Genomic DNA, 25,232 nt, shown 5'->3' on the forward strand with positions numbered 1-25,232 from the left:
TATTTTAAATACTAATTATACGCCGACTAGCGTAAATAGCACTTAGTTTATTCGCTGCGCCATGCTGCTATAAAACCTACTATTGAGCAAGAAATTGCAATACTTGCAGCAACTAAATCATGCTGTAAATAACAAAGTGCCGACATGATCATCGTTGCACTCGCAAACAAACTTAACACTAACGGTTTATGAGATGCCTTTTGAATATGCATTTGAGCTTGAGGTGTTCGTTTTAAATTTTGATAAATTAAATCAGGTAATTCAGGCATTTTTTCTGCCCAAAAAGGTAAATTAGCATACATCTTTTTTAGTACTGATAACGGACCAACTTGCTGCTTTACCCAATCTTCTAAAAAGGGCTTAGCTGTTTTCCATAAATCTAGCTGTGGATAAAGTTGGCGGCCTAAACCTTCAACATACAGTAGTGTTTTTTGCAGTAAGACTAATTGCGGTTGTACCTGCATATTAAAACGGCGAGCAGTATTGAATAAATTAACAAGTACATGACCAAACGAAATTTCGGCTAAAGGCTTATTAAATATAGGCTCGCAGACAGTACGAATTGCAAATTCAAATTCTTCAATGCTGGTGTCGGCTGGCACCCAGCCTGAATCGACATGCAGCTGTGCAACTTGGCGATAATCTCGATTAAAAAAGGCGATAAAGTTTTCAGCTAAATAGCGTTTGTCTTCTTTATTCAGTGTGCCAACAATGCCGCAGTCGATGCCAATATATTTTGGGTTTTCAGGATGCTCACGAGATACAAAAATATTGCCAGGATGCATGTCAGCATGAAAAAAACTGTCTCTAAATACTTGTGTAAAAAACACCTCTACGCCACGTTCCGCAAGTAATTTCATATTAGTGTTTTGTGCTAATAATGCATCGGTATCTGATACGGGAATACCGTAAATGCGCTCCATCACCAATATATTATGACGACTGTAATCACTATACACAGCAGGGATATAAAGCGAGTCAGAGTCTTCAAAGTTACGCTTAAGCTGAATACCATTAGCTCCTTCGCGCATTAAGTCGAGCTCATCGAGCAGCGTTTTCTTATATTCTTTAACAACCTCTACTGGGCGTAGACGTTTTGACTCATTGTGTACTGTGGCAAGTACCTTGGCGAGCTTTTCCATTAACGCTAAATCGGCATTAATTTGCTCATGAATATTAGGTCGGATAACTTTAATGACGACATCTTGTGCAATGCTTTGATCGTCAATTAATTTAGCTGTATGTACTTGTGCTATTGATGCTGAGGCCAGTGGTGTTTGCGAAAACTCACTAAATAACTCGCTAATATCATTTATACCAAGGGATTTTTCTATAATTTTTTGTGCAAGTTCACCTTCAAAAGGTTGTACTTGATCTTGTAAAAATGCGAGCTCTAGAGCGATATCGTGCGGTAGTAAATCGCGCCGAGTAGAAAGCATTTGACCAAATTTAATCCACACAGGCCCAAGTTCTTGTAATGCTAAGCGTAAACGCAAACCTGCTGGTTTTTCTTTATGTTGATTGCGCAACCAAAATAAGCTGCCTCGTGCAATTTTGGCAAACCAAGGCGTTTTATGTTTAGGAACTAACTCATCCAACCCGTAGCTAAGCAGTGTTTTAGTGATGTAATACAATCGTGCAGTCGACACAAAAAATCCTTAGCGAGTTTTAATGTTTAGGAGGGCGTTTATACGCTGTTCAACAACAGCAACTTGACTTTTAAGTACTCGGTTTTGTTGTTTAAATTGCTCAAGTTCTAATGGATGAATCGTAATAGCAAGCTCATCTTGACATAAACTGGTAAGTGTAGTGCTTAACTGTTTTTTTACTTTACTGCCTTGCTGCTTAAGCGAGGTTAATTGTAAATACAGTTGCTGGGCTGGCGCATCGCCAATATGCTTTGATAGCTGTTCTGGCCAATCAATATCTAAACTAGAGAATGCATTACTGTAGGTTTGAGCAATATGTAAATCGCCTTGCAAATCGAGTTTGTCTTGGCGTATAAGCTGCGTAAGCATCGCTGGATTTTTGAGTGCAATGAGCGTATCAATATCAGCGCTAATCATACAATCAGCATTGTCGCTGTTTTGCGCCGAATATAAATGCAGTTTATCATCAGCGAAAACAAGTTGAATTGTTTGTTGCCAATCTCTCACTTCAATAACTAAGCGCTGTTGCTTAACAGCGTTTAGTTTTGGCAAAAGCTGTGGGTCGAGTTTGAGTGCTTGATTCAGTACGCGCTCAATAAGCGAAAGTACAAAGTTTGGTAGCATAAAAAAAGTAGATGTATCAAGTGCATCATTATTTTTTTCAGTTGCTTGTTCAAGCACCATATCACTCTCTGCCTTAGTATTTAAAACCACGGTGAAGTGCAACAATACCACCTGTTAGGTTTTGATAAGTTGTTTGTTCAAAGCCAGCTTCATCCATCATTGTCTTTAACGTATCTTGGTCTGGGTGCATACGAATAGATTCAGCTAAATATTTGTACGACTCGCTGTCATTAGCCACTAGTTTGCCCATTGTTGGCAATAAATTGAATGAGTAAAAATCGTAGGCTTTACTGAGTATTTCATGCTCAGGTTTTGAAAACTCGAGGACCAACAAACGGCCACCCGGCTTTAAAATTCGGTACATAGAACGAAGAGCTTTGTCTTTATCGGTTACATTACGTAAACCAAAAGCGATAGTGATCACATCAAAGCTGTTATCTGGGAATGGCAGCATTTCAGCATTCATTTGCACGTAGTCGATATTGCCTACTAAACCAAGGTTATGCAGTTTCTCACGACCAACTTTTAGCATAGAAGAGTTAATATCGCCTAAAACAACTTGGCCGGTTTCACCCACTAGTTGGCTAAATTTAGCCGTTAAATCGCCTGTACCACCAGCTAAATCAAGAACATGATGGCCTTTACGTACACCAGAGCTCGCAATGGTTTGGCGTTTCCATAAGCGATGCACACCAAAAGACATCAGATCGTTCATCACGTCGTATTTTGCTGCTACTGAGTGAAATACATCTGCAACCAATGATGCTTTATCGTCTTCAGCTACTGTTTTATAGCCAAAATGCGTGGTCTTTTCTGGTGTCTCGTTCATGATTAATCCTATCGTGGCAATAGAGCTTAGTGTACTTTATTGTGCTGTATGGGTGCAATTTGAATATGATCTACCAGGTGATTTAATGCCCAGCTGTAAAACAGCTTTGTCCAAGTGAACGGGCTTTAAAGGCTGCTTGAGATGCTTTTTTTGCAAGTTGATTAAAGTTGTCTACCAAGTCATGTTGTGCAATACCTAACGATAAATTAATAGCTGGGAATTTAATGCCGCTTTTTGAGCTTACAAAACGTAACTTCTCTACCCCATTACGTACCTTTTCGGCGATTAATGTCGCTGTTTCAGGATCGATATCAGTAAGTAATACGGTAAATTGATCTTTTGCTGTTCGACCCGCTAAGCCACTTTGAAATACATATTTTTGTACTTGTTTAGCTACTTTATTTAAAATAACCTCACTGATCATGTCACCATAATTATCGGTAAAGTGGTCAAGGTTATCTATTTGTATTGCAATGGCGCAAATAGATTTTTCTTGATTAGTCCATAGTTGCGTTTGCTGTGTTAAGTAGTGGCGTTTATAAAGCCCTGTTTGACTATCAACAATATGCTCTTTGCGAAGTTGGGTAAGCTGTTTTTGGGTTTTATTATGTAACTGTTTAGCCTTACTCAATTCTTGTTGAAACTTTTTTTGCTGCTTAAGCAAAGCGTTTGTCTGCTCGCTGAGAGTTTTTAGTGCAAGGCGGCTTTGCTCTACATTATTTTCATCAAAACTATGTACGCATTCATTTACGTGGTCAGCAAAACGAACAATTTGCTTTTCTGTATTGTGTGCACTTAACGAGAGGGAATTTATTACAACATCAACATTTTGAATGATTGATGCTTGTTTTGTATGCCCTAAATTTAAAAATTCAAAGTATAGATGCTCGATTAAAATACTATCTATGTATTCATCTTCAGCAATCTTACGATCTACTTCATTATTCAGCGCACTATTTATTTGGCTAATATAGGTATAAACAACCTGAAAATTAAGTGGTGTAGGGGGTAGAGCATAACGCTCTAAAAACATACACACTTTAGTCATTTTTTCTTGTGCTACAGCCATGGAGTCATGGAACATCATTTGTAAATACCAACTAAGTACATGCAAGTGCCAATTAAAATAACTCAATCCTTGAGGTGGTTTTGCATCCAAGCTTTTATTCTTTTTTACTACAGTAATCGTTATGGTTACTATTTAAAAGTAAAAACGGATACTTAGGAACTTAAATATTCATTTTGGCAACTTGATAGCTGATTTTACCATCAATTTTAGCTTTTTTAAGCTAAAAATTAATCAGCTAAAGGCAATTGGCTAATGGGCGTGAGTTATATTGTAATACTGAACTTGGTCTCATTTACTTGCTATTTATTTGACCTTCGATATTTTTGTAAAATATATTATATCCTGAAGTTAATTATAATGAGCCATTCTGTACTGCGACCACTACGCCAATCTTTTTTTTGTGGGGTGCTTTTATGCACGCTAAGTGCGTGCCAAATAACAACGTTCAATGCCGACCAACAGTTTACAAAAGTAGCGGGAAATATTGTTGATTACAGGCAAAGCATCAGCCCATACAGTAATTTAGAAGGGGTGGATGGTTATTTGTTAGCAAATTTGTCACCCGAGTTTTTAGCAAGAGAATATAACAACAAAATACAGTTACTTGCTGAACTAGATGTCATAAACGTTGAAAAATTAAGTGATGAGAATCAAATAAATTTCAGTATTATTAGAGCGCAAATACAAAATAGCGTTGATGAATATGTATTTAATGCACACTATATGCCGCTTACATCCGAGTATGGTTTTCATTCGGGCTTATCGTACATCGTAAATAGCTCGCAGTATAAAACGCAGCAAAATTATCAAACTTATTTAGCACAATTAGTGCAAGTGCCTCGTTTTTTTGAACAAAATATCTATTGGATGAAAAAAGGTCTCGAGACGGGTCTTACTCAGCCCCAAACTGTATTAAAAGGTTATGAAGAGTCAATTAGCGCCTACATAGTCGATGATGTGACGACGTCTGAGTTTTATAAACCCTTTTTAACGAATACAGCAGGTTTAAGCGACAGTGAATTTAAAGCGCTACAGAAAAAAGCTGAAGTCATTATAAAAGAAAAGGTTATACAGTCTTATAAACACTATTTAGCATTTTTTACGCAGCAGTACCGACTAGGCGCACGCACAAGTATTGGTATATCAGAAACACCCAACGGTGAAGCTTTTTATAAAAATAGAGCTAAGCACTACACTACGACTCAAATGACACCTAAAGAGATTCATGAGCTAGGCCTACAAGAGGTCGCTCGTATTCGTAGTGAAATGGAAGATGTCATAAAAGAAGTGGGTTTTAAAGGCACGTTTGCCGAATTTATTCACTTTTTACGTACGGATCCACAGTTTTATGCCACCACAGCAGAGCAGCTTTTAAAAGAGGCCGCTTACATTGCAAAAAAAATGGATGCTCAGCTTCCTAAGTTATTCAATACTTTGCCACGTAAACCTTATGGGGTAGCGCCAGTACCAGCAAACATTGCGCCTAAATACACAACAGGTCGCTATTTTGGTTCCAATCGAGACGATGAGGCTGGTTATTATTGGGTTAACACTTATGCACTCGACAAGCGACCTTTGTATGTTTTAGAAGCGCTTACTTTACATGAGGCGGTACCTGGGCATCATTTACAAATTTCACTCAATGCAGAACTAGAAAACTTACCGAGCTATCGTCGCGATGCTTATTTATCAGCATTTGGTGAGGGCTGGGGGCTTTACTCTGAATATTTAGGAATCGAAGCTGGTTTTTATCAAAATCCCTATAGTCAATTTGGGCGTTTAACGTATGAAATGTGGCGAGCTGCGCGTTTAGTTGTTGATACCGGAATGCATATGTATGGCTGGAGCAAAGAGCGGGCAATGAATTTTATGAGCGAAAACACTGCACTTTCGCTACATAATGTAGAAACCGAAACAGACCGCTATATTTCGTGGCCTGCACAAGCGCTATCTTATAAAATTGGTGAATTAACAATTAAGGGTTTACGGGCTGAGGCAGAACAAGCACTAGGGAAAAACTTTGACATACGTGAGTTTCATAATCAAGTTTTACGCCATGGTTCAGTGCCATTATCAGTACTGGAGACACAGGTGCGTTTGTATATAAAAGCTGAGTTGGCAAAGCAACAGAGTTAACCACAAAACGGTTAAAGTCTTGAACAAATAAAAGTGTTATGTCATTTTGGTGGGCATAGCACTTTTTTATTTTAGAAACAGCCATCAAGGGGCCTTCGATGAGCAATTTTATAATGTTTAGTATTGATGTATTTGCGAGTATGTTTATTGTTTTTTTAGGGTTATTAGTGTTAACAGTCATTATTTTTTATATTCGTGATGTGACACAAACTAAGCATGCGATCAGGCGTAATTACCCTGTAATTGGTCGCTTTCGATACTTTTTTGAGCGCCAAGGTGAGTTTTTTAGACAGTATTTTTTTGCTCAAGACCGAGAAGAAATGCCATTTAACCGTGCAGAACGCAGTTGGGTTTATCGTGCTGCAAAAGATGTTGAACGCACAGCTGCATTTGGCTCTACACAAAGCTTAGAAGTAACAGGCACCGTCATGTTTATGAACTGTGCATTCCCCACGCTTGACGAAGAAGCGCTCGATCCTAGTAATGTGACTTTAGGGCCTTATTGCAAGAAGCCTTACACCACAAATTCACTCTTTAATGTTTCGGGTATGAGCTTTGGTGCACTTTCAAAACCTGCTGTACGTGCTTTATCAAAAGGGGCAAAGTTAGCCGGTTGCTGGATGAACACCGGCGAAGGTGGCTTGAGCCCTTATCATTTAGAAGGTGGAGCTGATTTAGTCTTTCAAATTGGTACCGCTAAATACGGTGTGCGCGATGAACACGGAAACTTAAGTACTGAAAAACTCAAAGAAGTAGCCGCTCATGAACAAGTAAAAATGTTTGAGTTAAAAATGAGTCAAGGGGCTAAACCAGGAAAAGGCGGTATGTTACCTGGGCGAAAAGTTAACGCCGAAATAGCAAATATCAGAGGCATACCAGAAGGGCAAGACTCTATCAGTCCTAACGGTCATCCCGAAATTAAAAACCCAGGCGATATTCTCGATATGATTGCTATGGTGCGTAACGCGACTGGAAAGCCAACGGGTTTTAAAGCGGTCATTGGTGCTTACGGGTGGTTAGAAACTTTGTTTGCTGAAATTAATCACCGAGGTATAGAGTCAGCACCTGACTTTATTACCATTGATAGTGCTGATGGAGGGACTGGTGCAGCTCCGCAACCTCTTATGGATTCGGTGGGTTTACCACTGCGTGAAAGTTTACCGTTAGTTGTCAGTATGCTTAAAAAACACGGGCTTCGAGATCGTATTAAAATTATTGCTTCAGGCAAACTAATAGTCCCTTCAAAGGTTGCTTGGGCACTAGCACTTGGCGCTGATTTTGTAGTATCAGCACGGGGTCATATGTTTGCTCTTGGCTGTATTCAGGCTATGCAGTGTAATAAAGATACCTGTCCTACGGGGATCACTACGCATAATGAGCGGTTGCAACGAGGTTTAAATGTGGCCGATAAAGCGCAGCGAGTAGCTAACTATAATAAGTATGTTCATTATGGTGCAGGACTCATTGCACACTCTTGTGGTGTTAGTAGTGCTCGCGAATTAAAGGGTGAGCATGTACGTATAGTGCAAGAAAGCGGCCTTTCAGAACCGCTAGATAAAATGTACGAAAACTATAAGTGAGTTAGATAAAAAGGTGATTGAAACCATTAGAAGCAGAGCACCACTGAGCCTTGTTGATGTTATTGATTTGAACCATTTAACGAATACTAAAGTTATTCTGCTTATGGAGACACGCCCTAAGGTAACTCATTGGAAGTTTTGCTCAAAGGTCATTTCCTTACCGGTAAATATTTAATAAAGGTTTTCTATCGCTATGTCACATTTAACGTTAGTACTACTACAAAGCTCGCTACATTGGCTTGACAAAGATGCTAACTTAGCCATTTTTGATAAACAGCTCGACGCTATTACTAAACGGCCAGATCTCATTTTATTACCCGAAACATTTTCGACTGGCTTTGCTATAAACCTAGACTGTGCAGAACCCGAAAATGGCAAAGTACTTATGTGGCTAAAAGCGCAAGCACATAAGCATAATGCGGTTGTGGCAGGGTCGGTATTGGTTGTGCAAGGTGATAAAAAAGCGAATCGATTTTATTGGGTTAAACCCAGTGGAGATGTAAGTTATTACGATAAACGCCATTTATTTCGCCTAGGTAATGAAGGCGATTTTGTTGTCGCTGGGCAAGCGCGTAAAGTTTTTGAAATCAACGGTTTTAAATTATTGCCTCAGGTGTGTTACGACTTACGCTTTCCGGTATTTCAACGTAATAACAACGACTACGATGTAATGATAAACGTAGCAAATTGGCCTGCTGTGCGTCGCCATATTTGGGATACGTTACTCATGGCGCGTGCAATAGAGAACTTGTGCTACGTAGTGGGCGTGAATCGCGTAGGTGAAGACGGTAACGGTATTGCACATAACGGTGGTACAGCTGTATACGATTTTAAAGGCGGTACACTCGCAAAAGCGCAAGATAATACCGAGCAGCTAGTTACTATAACGCTTGAAAAAACGCCACTGGATGAGTTTAAAGCAGCGTTTCCTGCCTATTTAGACGCAGACCCTTTTACATTAATGTAGGGCGCGTTAATTTAGCGTCGAGCCAATAAAGTGTTAAAATAGTTGCTGATATTTTCTGTTGGCGGCAAATTTTCGTATGAATACTTTAATCACTCCTGTAATTTTAGCTGGTGGCATAGGCTCTCGCTTATGGCCGCTTTCTCGCCAAGCAATGCCTAAGCAGTTTTTACCGCTGCTTAGTGAAAATACGTCATTACTGCAAAGCACGCTTGCACGTGTTTCTGGTAATCAGTTTAGTAACGCTATTTTAGTGTGCAACGAGCAGCACCGGTTTATTGCCGCTGAACAAAGTGAGCAAGCAAGGCCACAAGCAATATTGTTAGAGCCACAAGGTAAAAATACTGCGCCGGCGATTGCTCTTGCAGCGTATTACGCACTGCAAAATGGTATTACAGGGCCGATGTTAGTGATGCCAGCCGATCATCATATTGAAGATTTTAATAAACTAATAAAGCAATTAAAGAGTGCTGCAGAACTGGCTATTCAAGGTAAAATTGTGACATTTGCAATTACGCCAACAGGGCCTCACACAGGTTATGGTTATATAAAACAGGGGGCAGCCATTACAAATACAGGTTGCTTCGATGTTGCCCAATTTAAAGAAAAACCTAACTTAGACACAGCAACTCGCTATTTAGCTCAAGGTGGTTATAGCTGGAATAGCGGCATGTTTTTATTTACCCCAACAGTCTATTTGAAAGAGTTAGCACGTTTTGCGCCAAAAATAGCAACTAGCGTGGAGCAAGCAGCCAAATTTACTAAAGATTTAGGTTTTACACGGCCACATAAAAGTGCGCTTGAAAGCTGCCCTAATGACTCTATCGATTACGCTATTTTAGAGCGTAGTAACAATGTGGTCGTCATGCCTGTTGATTTAAAGTGGAGTGATGTTGGTAGCTTTTCATCCCTTGACAGACTTACAAAAAAGGATGAAAACGGTAATAGTTTGAATGCTAATTACATGGCTCAAAAAAGTACTAACAACTTAGTTATTAATGAGGCTGAGCACACAATAGCTACGCTTGGGGTAAGTGATTTAGCGATTATTCATACTCATGATGCCACGTTAATCGCAAGCCAACATGAGCTGGACTCTCTGCCTTTGTTACTTAAGCAAATTGCTACAACACAGGCTGATAAACTTAACCATCATCAAGTGGTTTTTCGCCCATGGGGGAATTACCGTACTTTGGTTGAAGGCACTGGCTTTAAAGTTAAAAAAATTACTGTTAATAGTGGAGCTAAACTGTCGACGCAGCGCCATCAGTATCGGGCTGAACATTGGGTTGTAGTTTCGGGTATTGCAGATGTATGTATTAACAAGCAAGCCTATACATTAACGCATGACCAGTCGTGTTATATCGCTGCACAGCAAATCCATAGCTTGGCTAATAATCAAAAAGAGCTGTTAATTGTCATAGAGGTGCAAACGGGTGCAGTGCTTGATGAAAACGATATAGAGCGATTTGATGACAAATATGGCAGAGATTAAAAAACCAAAGTTATGTCAAAAAGGGCGTTTTGATATCTATGAGTAAAGTAATTTATAAAATTACGCCAGATGTTAATCATTACAGAGTCATTTTTCCTGATGATGAAACTTTATGTGAATCTAAGTTATGGAAACCTGATACTTCTACAAAAGAGTCTACACTGATAAATTTTAGTGCCCATTATAATAATGAAAAAGAGGCTCCTTTAGGTGATTTCACTGCAATTAATTTACAAGGCCTTGCTATAAGGGATCATGTTGCAAATGAATTAGCTGAACTTTTTGAAGATTCTGGCGAGCTACTTCCTTTCTATGTCAGCAATGACAATTGGTACTTTTACAACATCACTCGAAAAGTAGAGGGTATGTTGGATGTTGAAATGAGTACTTTTATGTTACCCAGTTTAAATATTGGGTTACAAAAAGCGGTATTCAAAAAAGAAAAGTTACCGAAGCATAGCTGTATATTTAAAATGGCAGAGGATTGCTTTGAAGGTACATATGTTTTTGATTCTCGTATAAATGATAAAGATATTTCTTTAAACCTCTTTTGTGCCTTGCGAGCACATGGTTTCACAGGTCTTAACTTTGAAGAGATAGCGAGATTTGATTAACGCGAAGTGCAATATAAAAAAATCTTAACGCTTTTTTAATTTCACTCTAACTGCCCGCGTACAAACTTTAAATATTCCTCTAAGCTTTTTTGCCATAGTTCTAGCGCTTCGTTAAGTGAATTGTTGAGAGGTTTTTTATCGAGTAAACGGCGCTCTATTTTTTTAAGCTCAATGCCATAGCGATTAAAACCAAGTTGCAGAGCGGTACTTGCTTGGCGATGTAAAAGTTTAATGCATTGCTCTGGTTGCTGAGCGATCAAATTTTGACAGCGAATAAGTTTATTACGTGCCGAAAGCACAAATTCATTATAAATCGACGACACCTCATCTTCACTAAATGAACTTGTTAGTGTTTCGGCGGCTGTTTTGTCGTATAGCGTATCTATTAATTCAACGGTAATGTTAGCTGTTTGATTTGATTGGGAGTCACTAAGTGCTTGGCGAAGCTTTTGATGCTTAATTGGTTTGCCGACTATATCTTTTATCCCTAATTCTAAATACTCTTTAACTTCGTCAGGACTAAGGCTGGCAGTAAAAGCAAGTACTGGGGTTCGCTGATTTTTGTGATCAATGCGTTTTAGGCGTTTTAGTACTTCTTGACCGGTTAAGTCAGGTAAGTTCATATCAAGTAGTACTACGTCAAAGTGATGAGCTTGCATAAGCTCTATTGCGCTTTTCCCGTCTTTTGCTAGCTTAATTTTATGTTCGTCGTCGGCCATAAATTCTATAGCAATTTTTTGGTTTAAATCTAAATCTTCTACAAGCAATATATCAAGGCCTGTTAAGTAATCTTTAGTTTGATGACGTTGCTCAACTAAACTCAGTTCGCCCAAAGTAAACGTTACGGTAAAGCTAAATACACTGCCTGTACCGAGCTGGCTATCAATTTCTAATCGGCTGCTTAGTTTTTCAAGTAAGCGACTGGTTATCGCTAAGCCAAGACCGGTGCCGCCTTTTTCTTTTCCGGCGCTGCTTTGCACATAAGGTTCAGTTAAGTAGGCTATTTCTTCGCTTTCAATACCAGGCCCAGAGTCTTTCACGCTAATTTTTAGTGTGTGCTCAAGCTGTTTTTCTAAAACTAAATCAACTTGAATTTTGACGCATCCGTGGTCAGTAAATTTAATGGCATTACCGACTAAATTAATAATAATTTGCCTAAGTTTTTGCTGATCGCAATAGTAGCAGGCCTGTTCGGGAATATTACATGTTAATTCAAATGTAAGCTGTTTTTGTTCGGCAAGAGGACTCAGTAATAAACATAGATTGTTAAGCCAAGTTTTAAATTCTATGTCTTCTTCGTAAAGGGCTTCGTCACTTTGATCTAAGCTTGCATAATCAAGCACTTTGTCGACTAGTAGGTTAAGTGACTCGGCAGAATTTATAATCGCCTCGCAATAGGCTTTATTGCGGGTATCGCTGGTTTGGTTCATGACCAGCTGAGCACTGCCTAAAATACCGTTAAGGGGAGTGCGTATTTCGTGACTTATGGTCGATAAAAAGAGTCCGCGTATTTCTAGATCTTTTTGTGCTTTATCGGCTAATTTATTGAGGTGCTGCTCTCGACGTTCGTTACATAATAGCGCCATTCCCGCAGCATAAAACATAGGCGCAATAACACCATTTAAAAATAGCAACGAACTAAACCAGCCGCTTGTGAGTAAGCTTTGTTCTTCAATGCTGTCCATAAATAATGACCGCCCAATAAAGCCAAATGCAACAAGGCTTAAAATAATAATGTATAAAATACTGCCGTTAGGGTAGGGTTTACGGGCAAACTTAATAAAAATAAACAGTAAGAATCCGGCTTCTGCTATGTGCTGAATGTCTGATGCAACGACTCGCTCATGCAAAGATGGATCAATAAAGGTGTAATAGCCCAGTATTAACATACTAAAAGCGGTAACAGAGCAAAATAGCTTGAAACCAAGTCCTTGGTAGTTCAAAAATTGGCTCAGTGATAAGCAATGTACAATTGAGGCTGCGAACATCATGCTACTGGAAATGCTAATAATCGCTAGATTGTGCGTGTTGCCTATTATAGTAAAACCAATAATAGAGCTTAATAATAAAACAGGGTAAAAAATATAGAGTAATGTGCCAGGAATTTGCTTATTTGTGCGCCAAGTTAAAAAGTTGAGCAAGGTCATTACAATCATAATAGCTATGCTGGCAAAATAAAGAGTAAAAGAGTCGAGCATCAAAGTTCCAGCAGATTGGTATAATTTTAAATGTTATCAGCACATACAAAAACAGACACTTAAGGTGTCTGTTTTTAATAAAACGAAATGTTTTTAACGAATTTCGTCTGGTATGTTTTGCTGTGCCCAAGATAACAACTCAATACGGTTACGGCATTTTGTTTTTCTAAATGCGCTGTATAAGTGTGTTTTTACTGTGTGTGGGCTAATGCTAAGTTCTTCAGCAATTTCTTTATTTTTAGAACCATTACTCATTAACGAAATAATTGCTTTTTCTCGCTTAGTGAGTTTAACAGGCTCTATATCACCTTCGGTAAGCTTATGAAGCGCGTCTTTATTAAACTGCAACATACGGTTTAATGCATTACACATTATGTCGCGACGATACCAAAGCTGATCTTCCATTAGTAGGCGAATACCTTTCATTAATACATCCGCGTTATCGGTCGTATAAAATACGCCGCGAATACCACTTAATAAGGCGCGGTTCGCTAGCTCTGGGTTTTCATCTAAGTTAAATAATATGATATCGCATTTGATACGTAGGTTGACTAGCTGTTCTTTTAGCTTCCCCCATGCATCTTTGCTTGATGTTTCAATAAACAGTAATCGAGTTCCTTCAGGTATATCTAAAATATTAGTACCTGTGGTTACGTCAAGGCCTTGTGTTTTTAACAAAGGTTCTAAAACGTTAATGCCAATAGTGTTAATTGGCTCTTTATCTAATAGCAAAAAGGCAGAGCTGCTCATGTTTTTTATACTCTTATATGAAGCTGACTGATTAAGTTTATCACGATTCCCACACCTTTAGTATTAGAAATATGGTGTTTTACTTAAAAACAAGTACGATTTTACGGTTATTTAAACACAAAATGTTGCAAATAAGTAATTTTTATTCACTTTGTGACAGCGGTTTTTATAACACTTGTAATTTCATTCTGAATAAAATACCAAATATGCTTATTTTATATAATCACTTTTTTAGTATCTTGGTATGGAGGCCAGCCCATTTCTTTGCCTGCGAGCATGTGTAAATGTATGTGGTATACAGTTTGCCCACCATGTTCATTGCAATTCATAACAACGCGGTAGCCGTCGTCAGCAAAGTTGTTTTGCTTGGCTAGTTTTGCGGCAACAGTGTACAAATTACCAACTAAGTGTGAGTTTTCATTATTTATATCATTTATAGTGGCAATTTCTTGCTTGGGAATAATTAATACATGAAATGGCGCTTGAGGATTAATATCTTTAAACGCAAGTGTGTCATCGTCTTCGTAAATGATATCAGCAGGAATTTCACGATTTATTATTTTAGTGAAAATAGTCTCTTGGCTCATGTTTGTTCCTAATTAAGTGTTGCGAAGTTTAAACTCACTAATGACAAACTTTCAAAGCAGTGTCAAACTGAAATTAAATAAAGGAGCTAATATGCGTAAATTAATGTTTTTAAGCAGTGCAGTTGCATTGTTGTTTAGTGTATCGAGTGTGGCAGAGAATATTCATTTTCCTGAAGAGTTTGTGCCATTACAAGTAGGTGAGCGCATTATTGAAAGCTCATTATTTAGCCGTGTTGATGATTTAGAGCTTGCGCCAGGAACCTATCAGTTAAGGCTAAAATACACTGATTTATATGAGGATGATTACGATACGCACGAAGTTGTTGAGTCGGAGCCATTTTGGGTTGATGTGACGATAGAGGCAGGTAAAAATTATACGCTAGTATTTAATCGTGCTAGCAATGCGATATCAGCAAAAGCATTTGCACAAGCACCAGAGGTAAGCCTAAAAACAAAAGATAACCCACTAGCGGTACCGCTTGAGACAATCTCTAACAGTGAGTTGGCGAGTGCGATGCCAGCTAAGTTGGCTGCTGCGCATCAAACCAGCCTATTAAAACCTCAAGTGATTAAGCCAATAGCGCCGATTAACGGAAAAGGCATGCCAAGTGCGGCCGATATGCTTGATTTTTGGTGGCAACAAGCAACACCAGCTCAGCAAAAAGCATTTTTAGAAAAAGTAACAAAATAAAGTTATTAAAAAAGGGCCAAATTGGCCCTTTTTAGTTTATTGGTAATACCAATTACATTAAATTAGTGATCTATTATAGCGATAAGAAAATAGCGTAATAACAAGGCTAAAATTATGATACATAGTTGTTCTATATAAATAATTTTTAACGTCGTTAGTGAGTTATTTAATACGCTAGAATGATCATGTTTTTAATAAAATTGGTATAACACTATTATTTATTCAAATAATGCGTCAATGGTGCCTTGTGCAAGCGGGTGATAACCCGGACGTGCTTTTAAGTACACGCTTTGCGCCCAATCTTTTTTACCGTTAGTGATCAGTGATTTATACAAAGGTACAATTAACTTGCGACGGCCTATGCCAGATAAGTGCGCATCAAGTGCAGGGTAAATTGGTTGATAGCCATTACCTACAGCAAGCATAAACCATGCAAATGCACGCTCAGCATTGGTTGATTGCGTTAAGTTAAACGCATTATCTAGCTCTTCCATATGATCTTGGCTTAAATCACGTGGTAAGTTATTTAAAAAGTGTAACCATTCATGGACAGACCAATCAGTAGTTGGTAATTGAGCAGCCGTTGTGTCGCCTTTTAACCATGCTGCTGTTGCAGTGTCTACTTTATCAAATGCATCAGAAGTAGGATTTGGCGCATCATTTGGTAAGCCTGGTTCAAAAATCCACTCATTTACTTTGTCCATGCTTACAACGCCCGGATACTTTTCAATTAAGTTAGCTTTTATATAAGTTACAAATTGCGCAGTTGTCAGTGATTTAAACGAAAACTCTTTAAAATATGCTTTTACAAATGGGTCAAACTTGTCACGACCATATTTGTTTTCTAGGTAGATTAAAAATAACTGACCTTTAGTGTAAGGCACTGAGCTAAACGCATCGTCTGGATCGCGGCCGTTTAGTTTTAAATTAAGGCGTGTATCTGGCGCATCAATCGTTTTAAGCTGAGCGCGAAGGCCTGCAGAATCTAATGCTTGTTCCATAACAGCGCGGTCACGGCCAAACACTTCTTCCATAATGCGGTTTTCAACGTATGAGGTAAAACCTTCGTTTAACCATAAATCTTCCCACGTTGCGTTAGTGACTAAGTTTCCAGACCAAGAATGAGCAAGCTCATGCGCAATTAAGTTAACTAAGCTTTTGTCGCCTGCCACTACGGTAGGTGTAATAAACGATAAACGTGGGTTTTCCATGCCACCAAACGGAAAGCTAGGCGGTAGCATGAGTAAGTCGTAACGGCCCCAAGCATATTCGCCGTACATCGCATTGGTTTTGTCTATCATCGCTTGAGTGTCGTCAAACTCAGCAACTGAGGCTTCTAAAATGGTCGGCTCTGCAAAAATACCAGTTTGATGTGACATGGCTTTAAATTCTAAGTTACCCGCGCCAATAGCAATTAGATAAGGTGAAATAGCTTGCGGCATAGCAAAGTGGTAATCGCCATCTTTATAAAGTGCGTCTTTATTGTCGGCACTCATTACAGCGCGAATGTCTTTTGGTGTATGAATACGGGCAGAGTACGTTACACGCATTGCTGGCGTATCTTGTACAGGGATCCAACTACGTGCATGAATCGCTTGCGATTGGCTGTACATAAATGGGTGCGTTTTACTTGCCGTTTGCTCTGGTGTTAACCATTGCAGACCAGATGCTTCTGGGCGGCTGTTATAGTAAATACGGGCTATTTTAGCTTGGCTTTTAAACTTAATAGTAAGTTTTGAGCCTTTCACATCGTCACGTTTAGCTAAATCGAATTTAGCTTTGTGCCAGTTACCGCTTTGGTCTTGGTACATTACTTTATCAATGTCTAAGTCACGGGTATCAAGTACGAGTGTTTTACTGTTGCTGTTATTCCACTGAAGAGTGTGCTCAACAAAACCTTCTAACTGCTTGTCGGCAAAATCGACATCTAAATCAAGGCTTAAGTGAGTCGTAATAACATCATCAAGATTGGCGTATGAGTTTTGATCAATCGCATTAGCCATTGCTTGCGAACACATACCGGCCATAGCGAGGCTTAAAAAAAGAGGTTTAATTTTCATAATTACCCTAAACACAAATAAAAAGTGCTGGTTTTATATCATGATTGAGTAAGAGGGTTGAGCAATTTTTACATTCTGATGCGCAATTTGCGACGATGGGGTAAACTATCACGATTAGTTACCGGTATATTTAGAGAGCTTTGTGGCGCACGCATTACAACATTTACATACATTTGCATTAAATAATCAATGCCAAAATTTTGTTGAAATAACTCATCTTGATCAACTAAAAACACAAAGCTTTACGCTACCTTTTTGCTTATTAGGTGAAGGCAGTAATACTGTATTTTTGAACGATTATCTTGGTAGCGTTATTAAAATGGCGACCAAAGGCATTAAAATTAATGAACGCGAGAACGATTATTTAATTTGTGTTGCAGCAGGCGAAAATTGGCACCAATTAGTGAGTCATTTATTAGATAAAAACATCCCAGGGCTTGAAAACTTAGCACTTATTCCAGGTACTGTTGGTGCATCACCAGTACAGAATATTGGTGCATATGGTGTAGAGCTCGCCAAGTTTATAGAATCAGTTGAGTATTTTGATATAGCTAATAAAGCGATGATGACGTTAACTAACGAGCAGTGTCAATTTGGCTATCGCGATTCTATTTTTAAACATGCGTTAAAAAATAAAGCGGTTATTACACAGGTGTATTTTGCCATACCTAAAAAATGGCAACCAGTTTTAAGTTATGGCCCGTTACAGCAACTAGCTACTATTACGCCTCGTGCAGTGTTCGATCAAGTAATACAAACGCGCAATAGCAAATTGCCAAACCCTTACATTTTACCGAATGCCGGCAGCTTTTTTAAAAATCCTATAATAACCAACCAACAGCTGGCTGATCTATTAAAGTCGTTTGCAGATTTACCTCATTATAAATACGGGCAAAACCATCATAAGGTAGCGGCAGGTTGGTTAATTGACCAAGTCGGTTTAAAAGGGCATAGAGTAGCGGGTATTGAGGTGCATAAGCAGCAGGCCTTGGTACTAGTTAATCATGGAAATAGTGAAGGAAGTGACCTCATAACGATGATTAGACATATCCAACATACCGTGTTTGCTAAATATAACATAGTGCTAGAGCACGAAGTGCGCTTAATTAATAAAGATAGCGAATGCCAAATATATGGAGAGCCTGCATAGTGAAAGCACCTGATGGTAATAAACTCGCCATTTTAAATGCCTTAAATCAAGGTGGCTTCGTATCTGGCCAAGCGCTGGGTGAACAGTTAGGTATCAGTCGTGCAGCAATAAGTAAGCATGTGCAAAGTTTACAAGATATGGGTTTAGATATTTTTAAAGTAACAGGTAAAGGGTATCGCTTAAATAACTACGCAGGGCTTTTAAATCAATCAAAAATACAACAACATTACATGGCATTAGGTGCACAAACAGCGAGTGTAGAAGTGCACCCTATAATTGACTCAACTAATAGTGAGTTAATGCGCCGCATACAAAGTAAAACAGAGCTTGAGTCAGGTACTGTAATTGTTGCTGAAATGCAGCAAGCAGGACGAGGGCGTCGTGGGCGCGTATGGCAATCGCCATTTGGTGCCAATTTGTATTATAGCTATTTTTGGCGATTAGATGATGGTATTCAAGCTGCAATGGGGGTATCTATTGCTGTTGGCTTAGCTGTATATGATGCTATTAAAGCGCTTTATAGTATTGAAGCAGAACTGAAGTGGCCAAATGATATTTACTTGAATAAGCAAAAGTTAGCTGGCGTATTGGTTGAACTTGATGGGCAGCCACAAGGGCCGTGTCAGCTCGTAATAGGTATAGGTATAAACCTACAAATGCCACAGAGCTTTAGTCAACATATAGATCAAGCATGGACCGATTTAAGTCAACATGCTCAGCAGCTCGATAAAAACCAGCTGGTGGCATCGCTTACCTATTATTTAGAGCAGCGCTTGGTTCAATACCGTCAAACTGGCTTACATGCAATGTATGAGCAATGGAATTCGCTTAATGCATTTGCAGGTGAGTGCGTTGAGCTAAATACAGGTCATAGAAGCTGGCGTGGAATATGTGAGGGAATCGATCCACAAGGAGGCATACGGATTCGACAAGATGGCGAAGTGAAAAGCTATTACGGGGGCGAAGTCTCCCTTAGAAAGGCGCAAATATGAAATTACTGATAGATGTGGGTAATACATCGTTAAAAGCTGTACTTTGGCATAGCGAACAATCACAGTCAGCAGATATAAATAACCTACCTTGGTTAAAAATCACCGAAGTGATTTATGCCTGTGTAGGGCGCAGTGATTTACTAAACGATATTCTCACGCAAGCGGCAAGTAATAGTATTAATTGTTTTGAAGCCAAGGTAAGCAAAAAACTTGGAGATCTTGTATGCGCTTACGAGCATGTGGGTAATTTAGGTATAGATAGATGGCTGGCATTAATCGCGGGATTTAAACTATACCCTAACAAAGCATTTATAGTTGTTGATGCGGGCACCGCAACCACAATTGATGTACTCAATTGTGAAGGGCTGCATTTAGGTGGTTGGATTTTACCCGGGCTTGATTTAATGACCTCATCGCTTACACAAAACACCCAGGGTGTTTTTGATGATGGTAAAACTCCATTTACCAATGAACTGGGTAAAAATACGCCTAATGGTTTAAAAAATGGTGCTTTAGTGGCAACCATAGGGGCAATTGAACAAGCCAAGTTACATTTAAATGCCCAAAAAGCAGACCAAGCAGTGCAGATTATTTTTGCTGGGGGCTATGGTTCGCTATTACAACAGCAATTTGAAGAAAGTATTTTTGATTCATTGCTCGTAATGAAGGGATTAAATTATTGGTACGAACTAAGCAAAACAGCATAAAAAAGTACAAAAAATGTGTTTTCGCATGAATATTGAGCATTTAAACTAAAAAATTACACTTTTTTTGATTTTATAGTTGCATCCCAATAAACCTTACTCTAATATCTCGCCCCGTACTAAAGCAGTGCCGACTTAGCTCAGCTGGTAGAGCAACTGACTTGTAATCAGTAGGTCAACCGTTCGACTCGGTTAGTCGGCACCACTTTCCTTTTACCGGAAGTGAATTAGTAGAGAATTATCGTGGAGGGGTTCCCGAGCGGCCAAAGGGATCAGACTGTAAATCTGACGGCTCAGCCTTCGCTGGTTCGAATCCAGCTCCCTCCACCACTTTTTATTCTTGACGGTTAGAGGTAGTTTAAGAACAGATTTTTATGCGGGCATCGTATAATGGCTATTACCTCAGCCTTCCAAGCTGATGATGCGGGTTCGATTCCCGCTGCCCGCTCCAGTTCTTGTGTTGCTGATATAGCTCAGTTGGTAGAGCGCACCCTTGGTAAGGGTGAGGTCGGCAGTTCGACTCTGCCTATCAGCACCAGTCCTAAGAATCTCCTTGATTACTTCCTTTATCTGTCAGAAAATACTATTTGAAAAAATTAACTTAATCTACCTCTGGTGGATTATTTTCATATGTAATTTAGATACACAAAACTGATAGGTTCCGTCATGGCAAAAGAAAAGTTTGAACGCGTAAAACCGCACGTAAACGTTGGTACAATTGGCCACGTTGACCACGGTAAAACTACACTAACTGCAGCAATCACTAACGTACTTGCAAAAGTATACGGCGGTGTTGCTAAAGATTTCGCATCAATCGATAACGCTCCAGAAGAGCGCGAACGTGGTATCACTATTTCAACGTCTCACGTTGAATACGATACTCCTTCACGCCACTACGCGCACGTAGATTGTCCTGGTCACGCCGATTATGTTAAAAACATGATCACTGGTGCTGCTCAAATGGACGGCGCGATCTTAGTAGTTGCTGCGACTGATGGCCCTATGCCACAAACGCGTGAGCACATCCTTCTTTCTCGTCAGGTTGGCGTTCCTTACATCATCGTGTTCATGAACAAATGTGACATGGTTGATGACGAAGAGCTACTTGAACTAGTAGAAATGGAAGTTCGTGAACTTCTTTCAGAATACGATTTCCCAGGTGATGACTTACCTCTAATCGCTGGTTCTGCGCTTAAAGCGTTAGAAGGCGAGAAAGAGTGGGAAGATAAGATTGTTGAGCTTGCAAACGCACTTGATACTTACATCCCAGAGCCAGAGCGTGACATCGATAAGCCTTTCATCATGCCTATCGAAGACGTTTTCTCAATCCAGGGTCGTGGTACTGTTGTAACTGGTCGTGTTGAAGCTGGTATCATCCGCATCAATGACGAAGTAGAAATTGTTGGTATCAATGATACAACTCGTTCTACTTGTACTGGTGTTGAAATGTTCCGTAAGCTTCTTGACGAAGGTCGTGCTGGCGAAAACATCGGTGCACTTCTACGTGGTACTAAACGTGAAGACGTTGAACGTGGTCAAGTACTAGCTAAGCCTGGTTCAATCAACCCACATACTACATTCACTTCAGAAGTATACGTACTTTCGAAAGATGAAGGTGGTCGTCATACTCCATTCTTCAAAGGTTACCGTCCACAGTTCTACTTCCGTACAACTGACGTAACAGGTGACGTACAGTTACCAGATGGCGTAGAAATGGTAATGCCTGGTGATAACATCAAGATGACTGTAACTCTAATCGCGCCAATCGCGATGGATGAAGGTCTTCGTTTTGCTATCCGTGAAGGTGGCCGTACTGTAGGTGCTGGTGTTGTAGCAACTATCGTAGCGTAATAATTAACCTTAAAGTTAATTATTAGAAAAAGGTCATTTAGGTGGCCTTTTTTAATGCCTGAAGAAAAGTGTCATATGAAGGTGGCGCTCTTACCTTAGGCGTAGGTGCTTTGTAGCAACTATCGTAGCGTAATAATTAACCTTAAAGTTAATTATTAGAAAAAGGTCACTTAGGTGGCCTTTTTTAATGCCTGAAGAAAAGTGTCATATGAAGGTGGCGCTCTTACCTTAGGCGTAGGTGCTTTGTAGCAATTATCGTAGCGTAATTATTAGCTTAGCTAATTATTGGCAAAAAACCCGAGCTTAGCCTCGGGTTTTTTAATGCCTAAAATAAAAGGTCACTCTGGGTGACCTTTTTAATGACTTAGCTTGAGTTTAGGTTGCTTATTAACTCTTTTAGGCTCAGCCCTGCGAATGTTTACGTAATTCTTCTAGCATTACTTCGTCACCCACCATTTCATGTAAAAGTGATTTCACTTTTTCGTCAGAGGTATTTTGATATAGGGATAAAATTTGCTCAGCTACTTGCTGAATATCCCCATTTTTTGTGCCTTTTGCTTGGTAGTATTGATTTATCAAGCCTTGGCTAGCAAGAGTACGAACATAATCGTTGTTATCTTGCTTGAGTATTGTTGAAAAGCGCTCTACTAAACGGTAATCACTTACAGGGGCCTGTGTTGTGATTTCTATCGCTTGTATTTTAAACTTCTCATCGTTGCTTACAGTAGCTAAATCTAAAATGCTGCCCACGGCCTCATAGTCGTATTCGGGCATTTGCGATTTATTCAAAATGAACATATTCATCTGTAACTGGCTCAATGCTCCCAAGCGTTCTAAATCAGTATAATGTGTACTTAATATTTTGCTTCGCAATTCTTCATTTACGCTTTTTGTGAATGCAGGATCTGATTTAATACGTAAGTCATAATCATCAGGTAAATCAGCATAAAAGCCATATAATGGATTTTTATCTCGTAGTTCTTCAATTTCTTTTTGTTCTTTTTCTTCAATAACGGCGAGGACTAGCTCTTTAATGTCAGGAGATGATACATTCTCATTAGGACCAATATTACTTAGCTTCAAATTTGTCAGCTCTAGTTTTAAAGCAGTAACCTGTGTTTGTAAGTCTTTTAATAAAGGGTTATTGCTGACTGGTGCATCAGATCGATCAATTTCATTACTAGATCGTGAGTCATGCATATTTTGTGATTGAAGATGAGATGTTGAAGGAGCTGTTGTAAAAAATGCACCATAGCTGGCAATAGTAACAGCTGCAATAGACAAGGTTATAGCGATAGATTCTTTATTAATTGGCATTTAAGGTACTCTTTATCAATGAGGGTCTAAATTTATCGTTTTTAAAGGTTAATGTCTGTTAAAAGATGTAAGCAATACTCATGCTCAACAAAGTAATTTTTCAAATGTAGTTCAGGTTAACGAATACTAATCCACAAGAATACGTAATCAATTTGAGGAGCTAAGCTGGGTAAAAGTCTCTGATAAACGACTGCATGGATGTAGAACCATGCAGTGGCAATTGCCGAGAGCAACTAAATAACGAAACCCTTACCCAAAATAAACCGCTTAATTAGTAAATTGGTATAACACCAATTTTATTAAAAACATGATCACTTTAGCGTATTAAATAACTCACTAACTACGTGAAAAATTATTTATATAGAACAACTATGTATCATAATTTTAGCCTTGTCATTGAGCTATTTTCTTGTCGCTATAATAAACCATTAATTTAATGCAATTGGTATAACAGTAAAAAAGACTCTATTTTTTAGAGTCTAATATCAGGTTTACTTTAGGGCCTGTTGACCTTTCAGGATTAAAATTTGTTCAATCTAGGGGCGATTTAATCGCGGCGCGAGGTTTGTAATCGAGTGGACTAAGTAAAAACCGAGCAACAAAGAGTTAATCGTCCCTAGAAAGAAACCAAAGGGCAGCGCATGTTTGGCATTTATGCTGCGTTATCGCCTATTTATGGGGAATAACCACACACCATAGGCTCTGCCTTGCCTAAAAACCAAACAGTCAGCTGCAAATTCAACCTTGAAAGATAAGCAGGCCCTTGGTAAATTTAATTATTTTTTGCATACTCTTCTGCTTTTTTCCATACTCTTAACGTATTTCCGCTCAATATCTTTTTAATGTCTTTATCGCTGTACCCTCTGTCCATTAACCCTTGAACTAGGTTTGGATAGCTAGAGACATCTTTTAAGCCAATAGGTAATGAGTCGCCAACACCGTCATAATCAGAACCAATACCTACATAATCAATACCAATTAGCTTAACTACGTGATCAATATGGTCAAGTACTTGCGCAAGGCTAGCAAAAGGGTATGGGTTTTTAGCACGATACGCAGCATCAAAATCTTGACTTAATTTAGTGCCTTCTTTTTTTACCAGCTCTTTTTTACTTTTTAACTGTTTGCCCCAACTACCTGCTTTAGCAGTGACAAAGCTTGAACCAAAGTTGATTTGAATAACACCGCCATTTTCTTTCAGCGCTAATAACATATCGTCATTCATATTACGCTCAAAACCTGGAGTATACTTGCGTAGTGATGAATGCGATGCAATAACTGGGGTTTTAGAGAGCTTCATAACTTGATAAAACGCATCATCCGAAATATGCGAGACATCGATTAACATACCAATATTATTCATTTCAGTGACCAGCTCTTTACCAAATGGGCTTAGGCCTTTCCACTTTCGGCGTATATCGTAGGATGAGTCAGAAATATGATTGCTTTGTGAATGAGCAAGAGTAATGTAGCGGACACCACGGTCAAAAAAGTGTTGTAGATTTTTTAAATCACCTTCAATAGGCGAGCCATTTTCCATTCCCATCGCAATAGATAGCTTACCTTGTTTAAATTGCGCTTCAATGTCCGTAGTTGAACTAGCAATTGCAAACTTATCGGGTGCACGCTGAGCAATAGCTTCCATGCCATCAATGAGTTGATTGGCCAACTGATAGCTTTTACCTTTACCTTCAAATTCTAAATGTGCAGGAATATAAATCGACATAAACGGTGCATTTAAACCGCCTTTTACTGCGCGAGGATAATCAAAATCACCGCCGTCAGTTGCTTTAGTCACATCATCCCATTTATTGTATATTCGATAAGGGACGTCAATATGGGTGTCAATTAATATAGTTTCTTTGGTAAGTTTGATTGCTTTGTCTGATGCGCTAGTAGCTTGCTCTGCAAAGGCTTGGGGTGTTAAAACTAGTGATACGGCTACCACTAGAGTGCTGAGTTTTATCATGTT

The 25,232-nt window shown here is 39.1% G+C and carries 20 protein-coding genes and 4 tRNA genes; 14 read left to right on the plus strand and 10 right to left on the minus strand.

Annotated features, from left to right (window positions below):
* Positions 1-47: 47 nt before the first annotated feature.
* From ubiB to PALI_RS15745, 4 genes are all read right to left on the minus strand, one after another.
* Positions 48-1,649 (minus strand): ubiquinone biosynthesis regulatory protein kinase UbiB, encoded by a 1,602-nt coding sequence (gene ubiB / locus PALI_RS15730; protein ID WP_077536428.1) that lies wholly within the window; start codon positions 1,647-1,649, stop codon positions 48-50.
* A 9-nt stretch (positions 1,650-1,658) separates the two neighbouring features.
* Complete coding sequence (locus tag PALI_RS15735; RefSeq protein ID WP_193156431.1) at positions 1,659-2,333, minus strand: ubiquinone biosynthesis accessory factor UbiJ; 675 nt, start codon at positions 2,331-2,333, stop codon at positions 1,659-1,661.
* Positions 2,334-2,346: 13 nt separating this feature from the next.
* Positions 2,347-3,102 (minus strand): bifunctional demethylmenaquinone methyltransferase/2-methoxy-6-polyprenyl-1,4-benzoquinol methylase UbiE, encoded by a 756-nt coding sequence (gene ubiE, locus PALI_RS15740; RefSeq protein ID WP_193156432.1) that lies wholly within the window; start codon positions 3,100-3,102, stop codon positions 2,347-2,349.
* Positions 3,103-3,184: 82 nt separating this feature from the next.
* Entirely contained in the window at positions 3,185-4,171 is a 987-nt protein-coding gene (locus PALI_RS15745) for a GGDEF domain-containing protein (protein WP_193156512.1), read from the minus strand.
* 357 nt (positions 4,172-4,528) lie between these two features.
* Between PALI_RS15745 and PALI_RS15750 the strand changes: the two genes are divergently transcribed.
* The 5 genes from PALI_RS15750 (at position 4,529) to PALI_RS15770 (ending at position 10,960) form a co-directional block, all read left to right on the plus strand.
* Positions 4,529-6,307 carry a DUF885 domain-containing protein gene (locus PALI_RS15750; protein ID WP_193156433.1) on the plus strand — a complete coding sequence of 593 codons (1,779 nt, stop codon included), beginning with the start codon at positions 4,529-4,531 and terminating at the stop codon, positions 6,305-6,307.
* 98 nt (positions 6,308-6,405) lie between these two features.
* On the plus strand, positions 6,406-7,887 hold the full coding sequence (locus tag PALI_RS15755) for an FMN-binding glutamate synthase family protein (protein ID WP_193156434.1): 1,482 nt from the start codon (positions 6,406-6,408) through the stop codon (positions 7,885-7,887).
* Between the two features lie 193 nt (positions 7,888-8,080).
* Positions 8,081-8,854, plus strand: coding sequence for an amidohydrolase (locus tag PALI_RS15760; RefSeq protein WP_193156435.1), 774 nt, complete (start codon positions 8,081-8,083; stop codon positions 8,852-8,854).
* A gap of 76 nt (positions 8,855-8,930) precedes the next feature.
* Entirely contained in the window at positions 8,931-10,346 is a 1,416-nt protein-coding gene (locus tag PALI_RS15765; protein WP_193156436.1) for a mannose-1-phosphate guanylyltransferase/mannose-6-phosphate isomerase, read from the plus strand.
* Between the two features lie 38 nt (positions 10,347-10,384).
* Positions 10,385-10,960, plus strand: coding sequence for a hypothetical protein (locus PALI_RS15770; protein ID WP_193156437.1), 576 nt, complete (start codon positions 10,385-10,387; stop codon positions 10,958-10,960).
* 41 nt (positions 10,961-11,001) lie between these two features.
* Here PALI_RS15770 and PALI_RS15775 read toward each other — a convergent pair whose 3' ends face one another.
* The 3 genes from PALI_RS15775 to PALI_RS15785 form a co-directional block, all read right to left on the minus strand.
* Positions 11,002-13,158 carry a response regulator gene (locus PALI_RS15775; protein ID WP_193156438.1) on the minus strand — a complete coding sequence of 719 codons (2,157 nt, stop codon included), beginning with the start codon at positions 13,156-13,158 and terminating at the stop codon, positions 11,002-11,004.
* Positions 13,159-13,251: 93 nt separating this feature from the next.
* Positions 13,252-13,908, minus strand: coding sequence for a helix-turn-helix transcriptional regulator (locus tag PALI_RS15780; protein WP_077536419.1), 657 nt, complete (start codon positions 13,906-13,908; stop codon positions 13,252-13,254).
* A 215-nt stretch (positions 13,909-14,123) separates the two neighbouring features.
* Positions 14,124-14,495, minus strand: a complete 372-nt coding sequence (locus PALI_RS15785; protein WP_182701231.1) for a histidine triad nucleotide-binding protein — start codon at positions 14,493-14,495, stop codon at positions 14,124-14,126.
* 91 nt (positions 14,496-14,586) lie between these two features.
* Here PALI_RS15785 and PALI_RS15790 point away from each other — a divergent pair, with 91 nt between their 5' ends.
* Positions 14,587-15,186, plus strand: coding sequence for a DUF2057 domain-containing protein (locus PALI_RS15790; protein ID WP_193156439.1), 600 nt, complete (start codon positions 14,587-14,589; stop codon positions 15,184-15,186).
* A 218-nt stretch (positions 15,187-15,404) separates the two neighbouring features.
* On the opposite strand, the gene PALI_RS15795 is transcribed toward PALI_RS15790, so the two are convergent.
* A complete protein-coding gene (locus PALI_RS15795) occupies positions 15,405-17,246 on the minus strand; it encodes a M1 family metallopeptidase (RefSeq protein WP_193156440.1) in 1,842 nt (613 codons plus the stop codon).
* Between the two features lie 142 nt (positions 17,247-17,388).
* On the opposite strand from PALI_RS15795, the gene murB reads away from it, so the two are divergent.
* The 8 genes from murB (at position 17,389) to tuf (ending at position 21,943) form a co-directional block, all read left to right on the plus strand.
* On the plus strand, positions 17,389-18,396 hold the full coding sequence (gene murB, locus PALI_RS15800) for a UDP-N-acetylmuramate dehydrogenase (RefSeq protein WP_193156441.1): 1,008 nt from the start codon (positions 17,389-17,391) through the stop codon (positions 18,394-18,396).
* On the plus strand, positions 18,396-19,388 hold the full coding sequence (gene birA, locus PALI_RS15805) for a bifunctional biotin--[acetyl-CoA-carboxylase] ligase/biotin operon repressor BirA (RefSeq protein WP_193156513.1): 993 nt from the start codon (positions 18,396-18,398) through the stop codon (positions 19,386-19,388). The genes murB and birA overlap by 1 nt, the downstream gene beginning before the upstream one ends.
* Positions 19,385-20,095 (plus strand): type III pantothenate kinase, encoded by a 711-nt coding sequence (locus PALI_RS15810; RefSeq protein ID WP_193156442.1) that lies wholly within the window; start codon positions 19,385-19,387, stop codon positions 20,093-20,095. The genes birA and PALI_RS15810 overlap by 4 nt, the downstream gene beginning before the upstream one ends.
* Positions 20,096-20,221: 126 nt before the next feature.
* A tRNA-Thr gene (locus PALI_RS15815) sits at positions 20,222-20,297 on the plus strand.
* A gap of 40 nt (positions 20,298-20,337) precedes the next feature.
* A tRNA-Tyr gene (locus tag PALI_RS15820) sits at positions 20,338-20,422 on the plus strand.
* Positions 20,423-20,468: 46 nt separating this feature from the next.
* Positions 20,469-20,543: transfer RNA gene (locus tag PALI_RS15825), tRNA-Gly, on the plus strand.
* 11 nt (positions 20,544-20,554) lie between these two features.
* Positions 20,555-20,630 (plus strand) — tRNA-Thr (locus tag PALI_RS15830).
* Between the two features lie 128 nt (positions 20,631-20,758).
* Complete coding sequence (tuf, locus tag PALI_RS15835; protein WP_024589451.1) at positions 20,759-21,943, plus strand: elongation factor Tu; 1,185 nt, start codon at positions 20,759-20,761, stop codon at positions 21,941-21,943.
* Positions 21,944-22,345: 402 nt separating this feature from the next.
* Here tuf and PALI_RS15840 read toward each other — a convergent pair whose 3' ends face one another.
* Together PALI_RS15840 and PALI_RS15845 are read right to left on the minus strand one after the other, a co-directional pair.
* Entirely contained in the window at positions 22,346-23,260 is a 915-nt protein-coding gene (locus PALI_RS15840; RefSeq protein WP_193156443.1) for a hypothetical protein, read from the minus strand.
* A gap of 772 nt (positions 23,261-24,032) precedes the next feature.
* Positions 24,033-25,229, minus strand: coding sequence for a dipeptidase (locus PALI_RS15845; protein ID WP_193156444.1), 1,197 nt, complete (start codon positions 25,227-25,229; stop codon positions 24,033-24,035).
* Positions 25,230-25,232: the final 3 nt, after the last annotated feature.

It is taken from the genome of Pseudoalteromonas aliena SW19 (assembly GCF_014905615.1).
GTDB lineage: Bacteria > Pseudomonadota > Gammaproteobacteria > Enterobacterales > Alteromonadaceae > Pseudoalteromonas > Pseudoalteromonas aliena.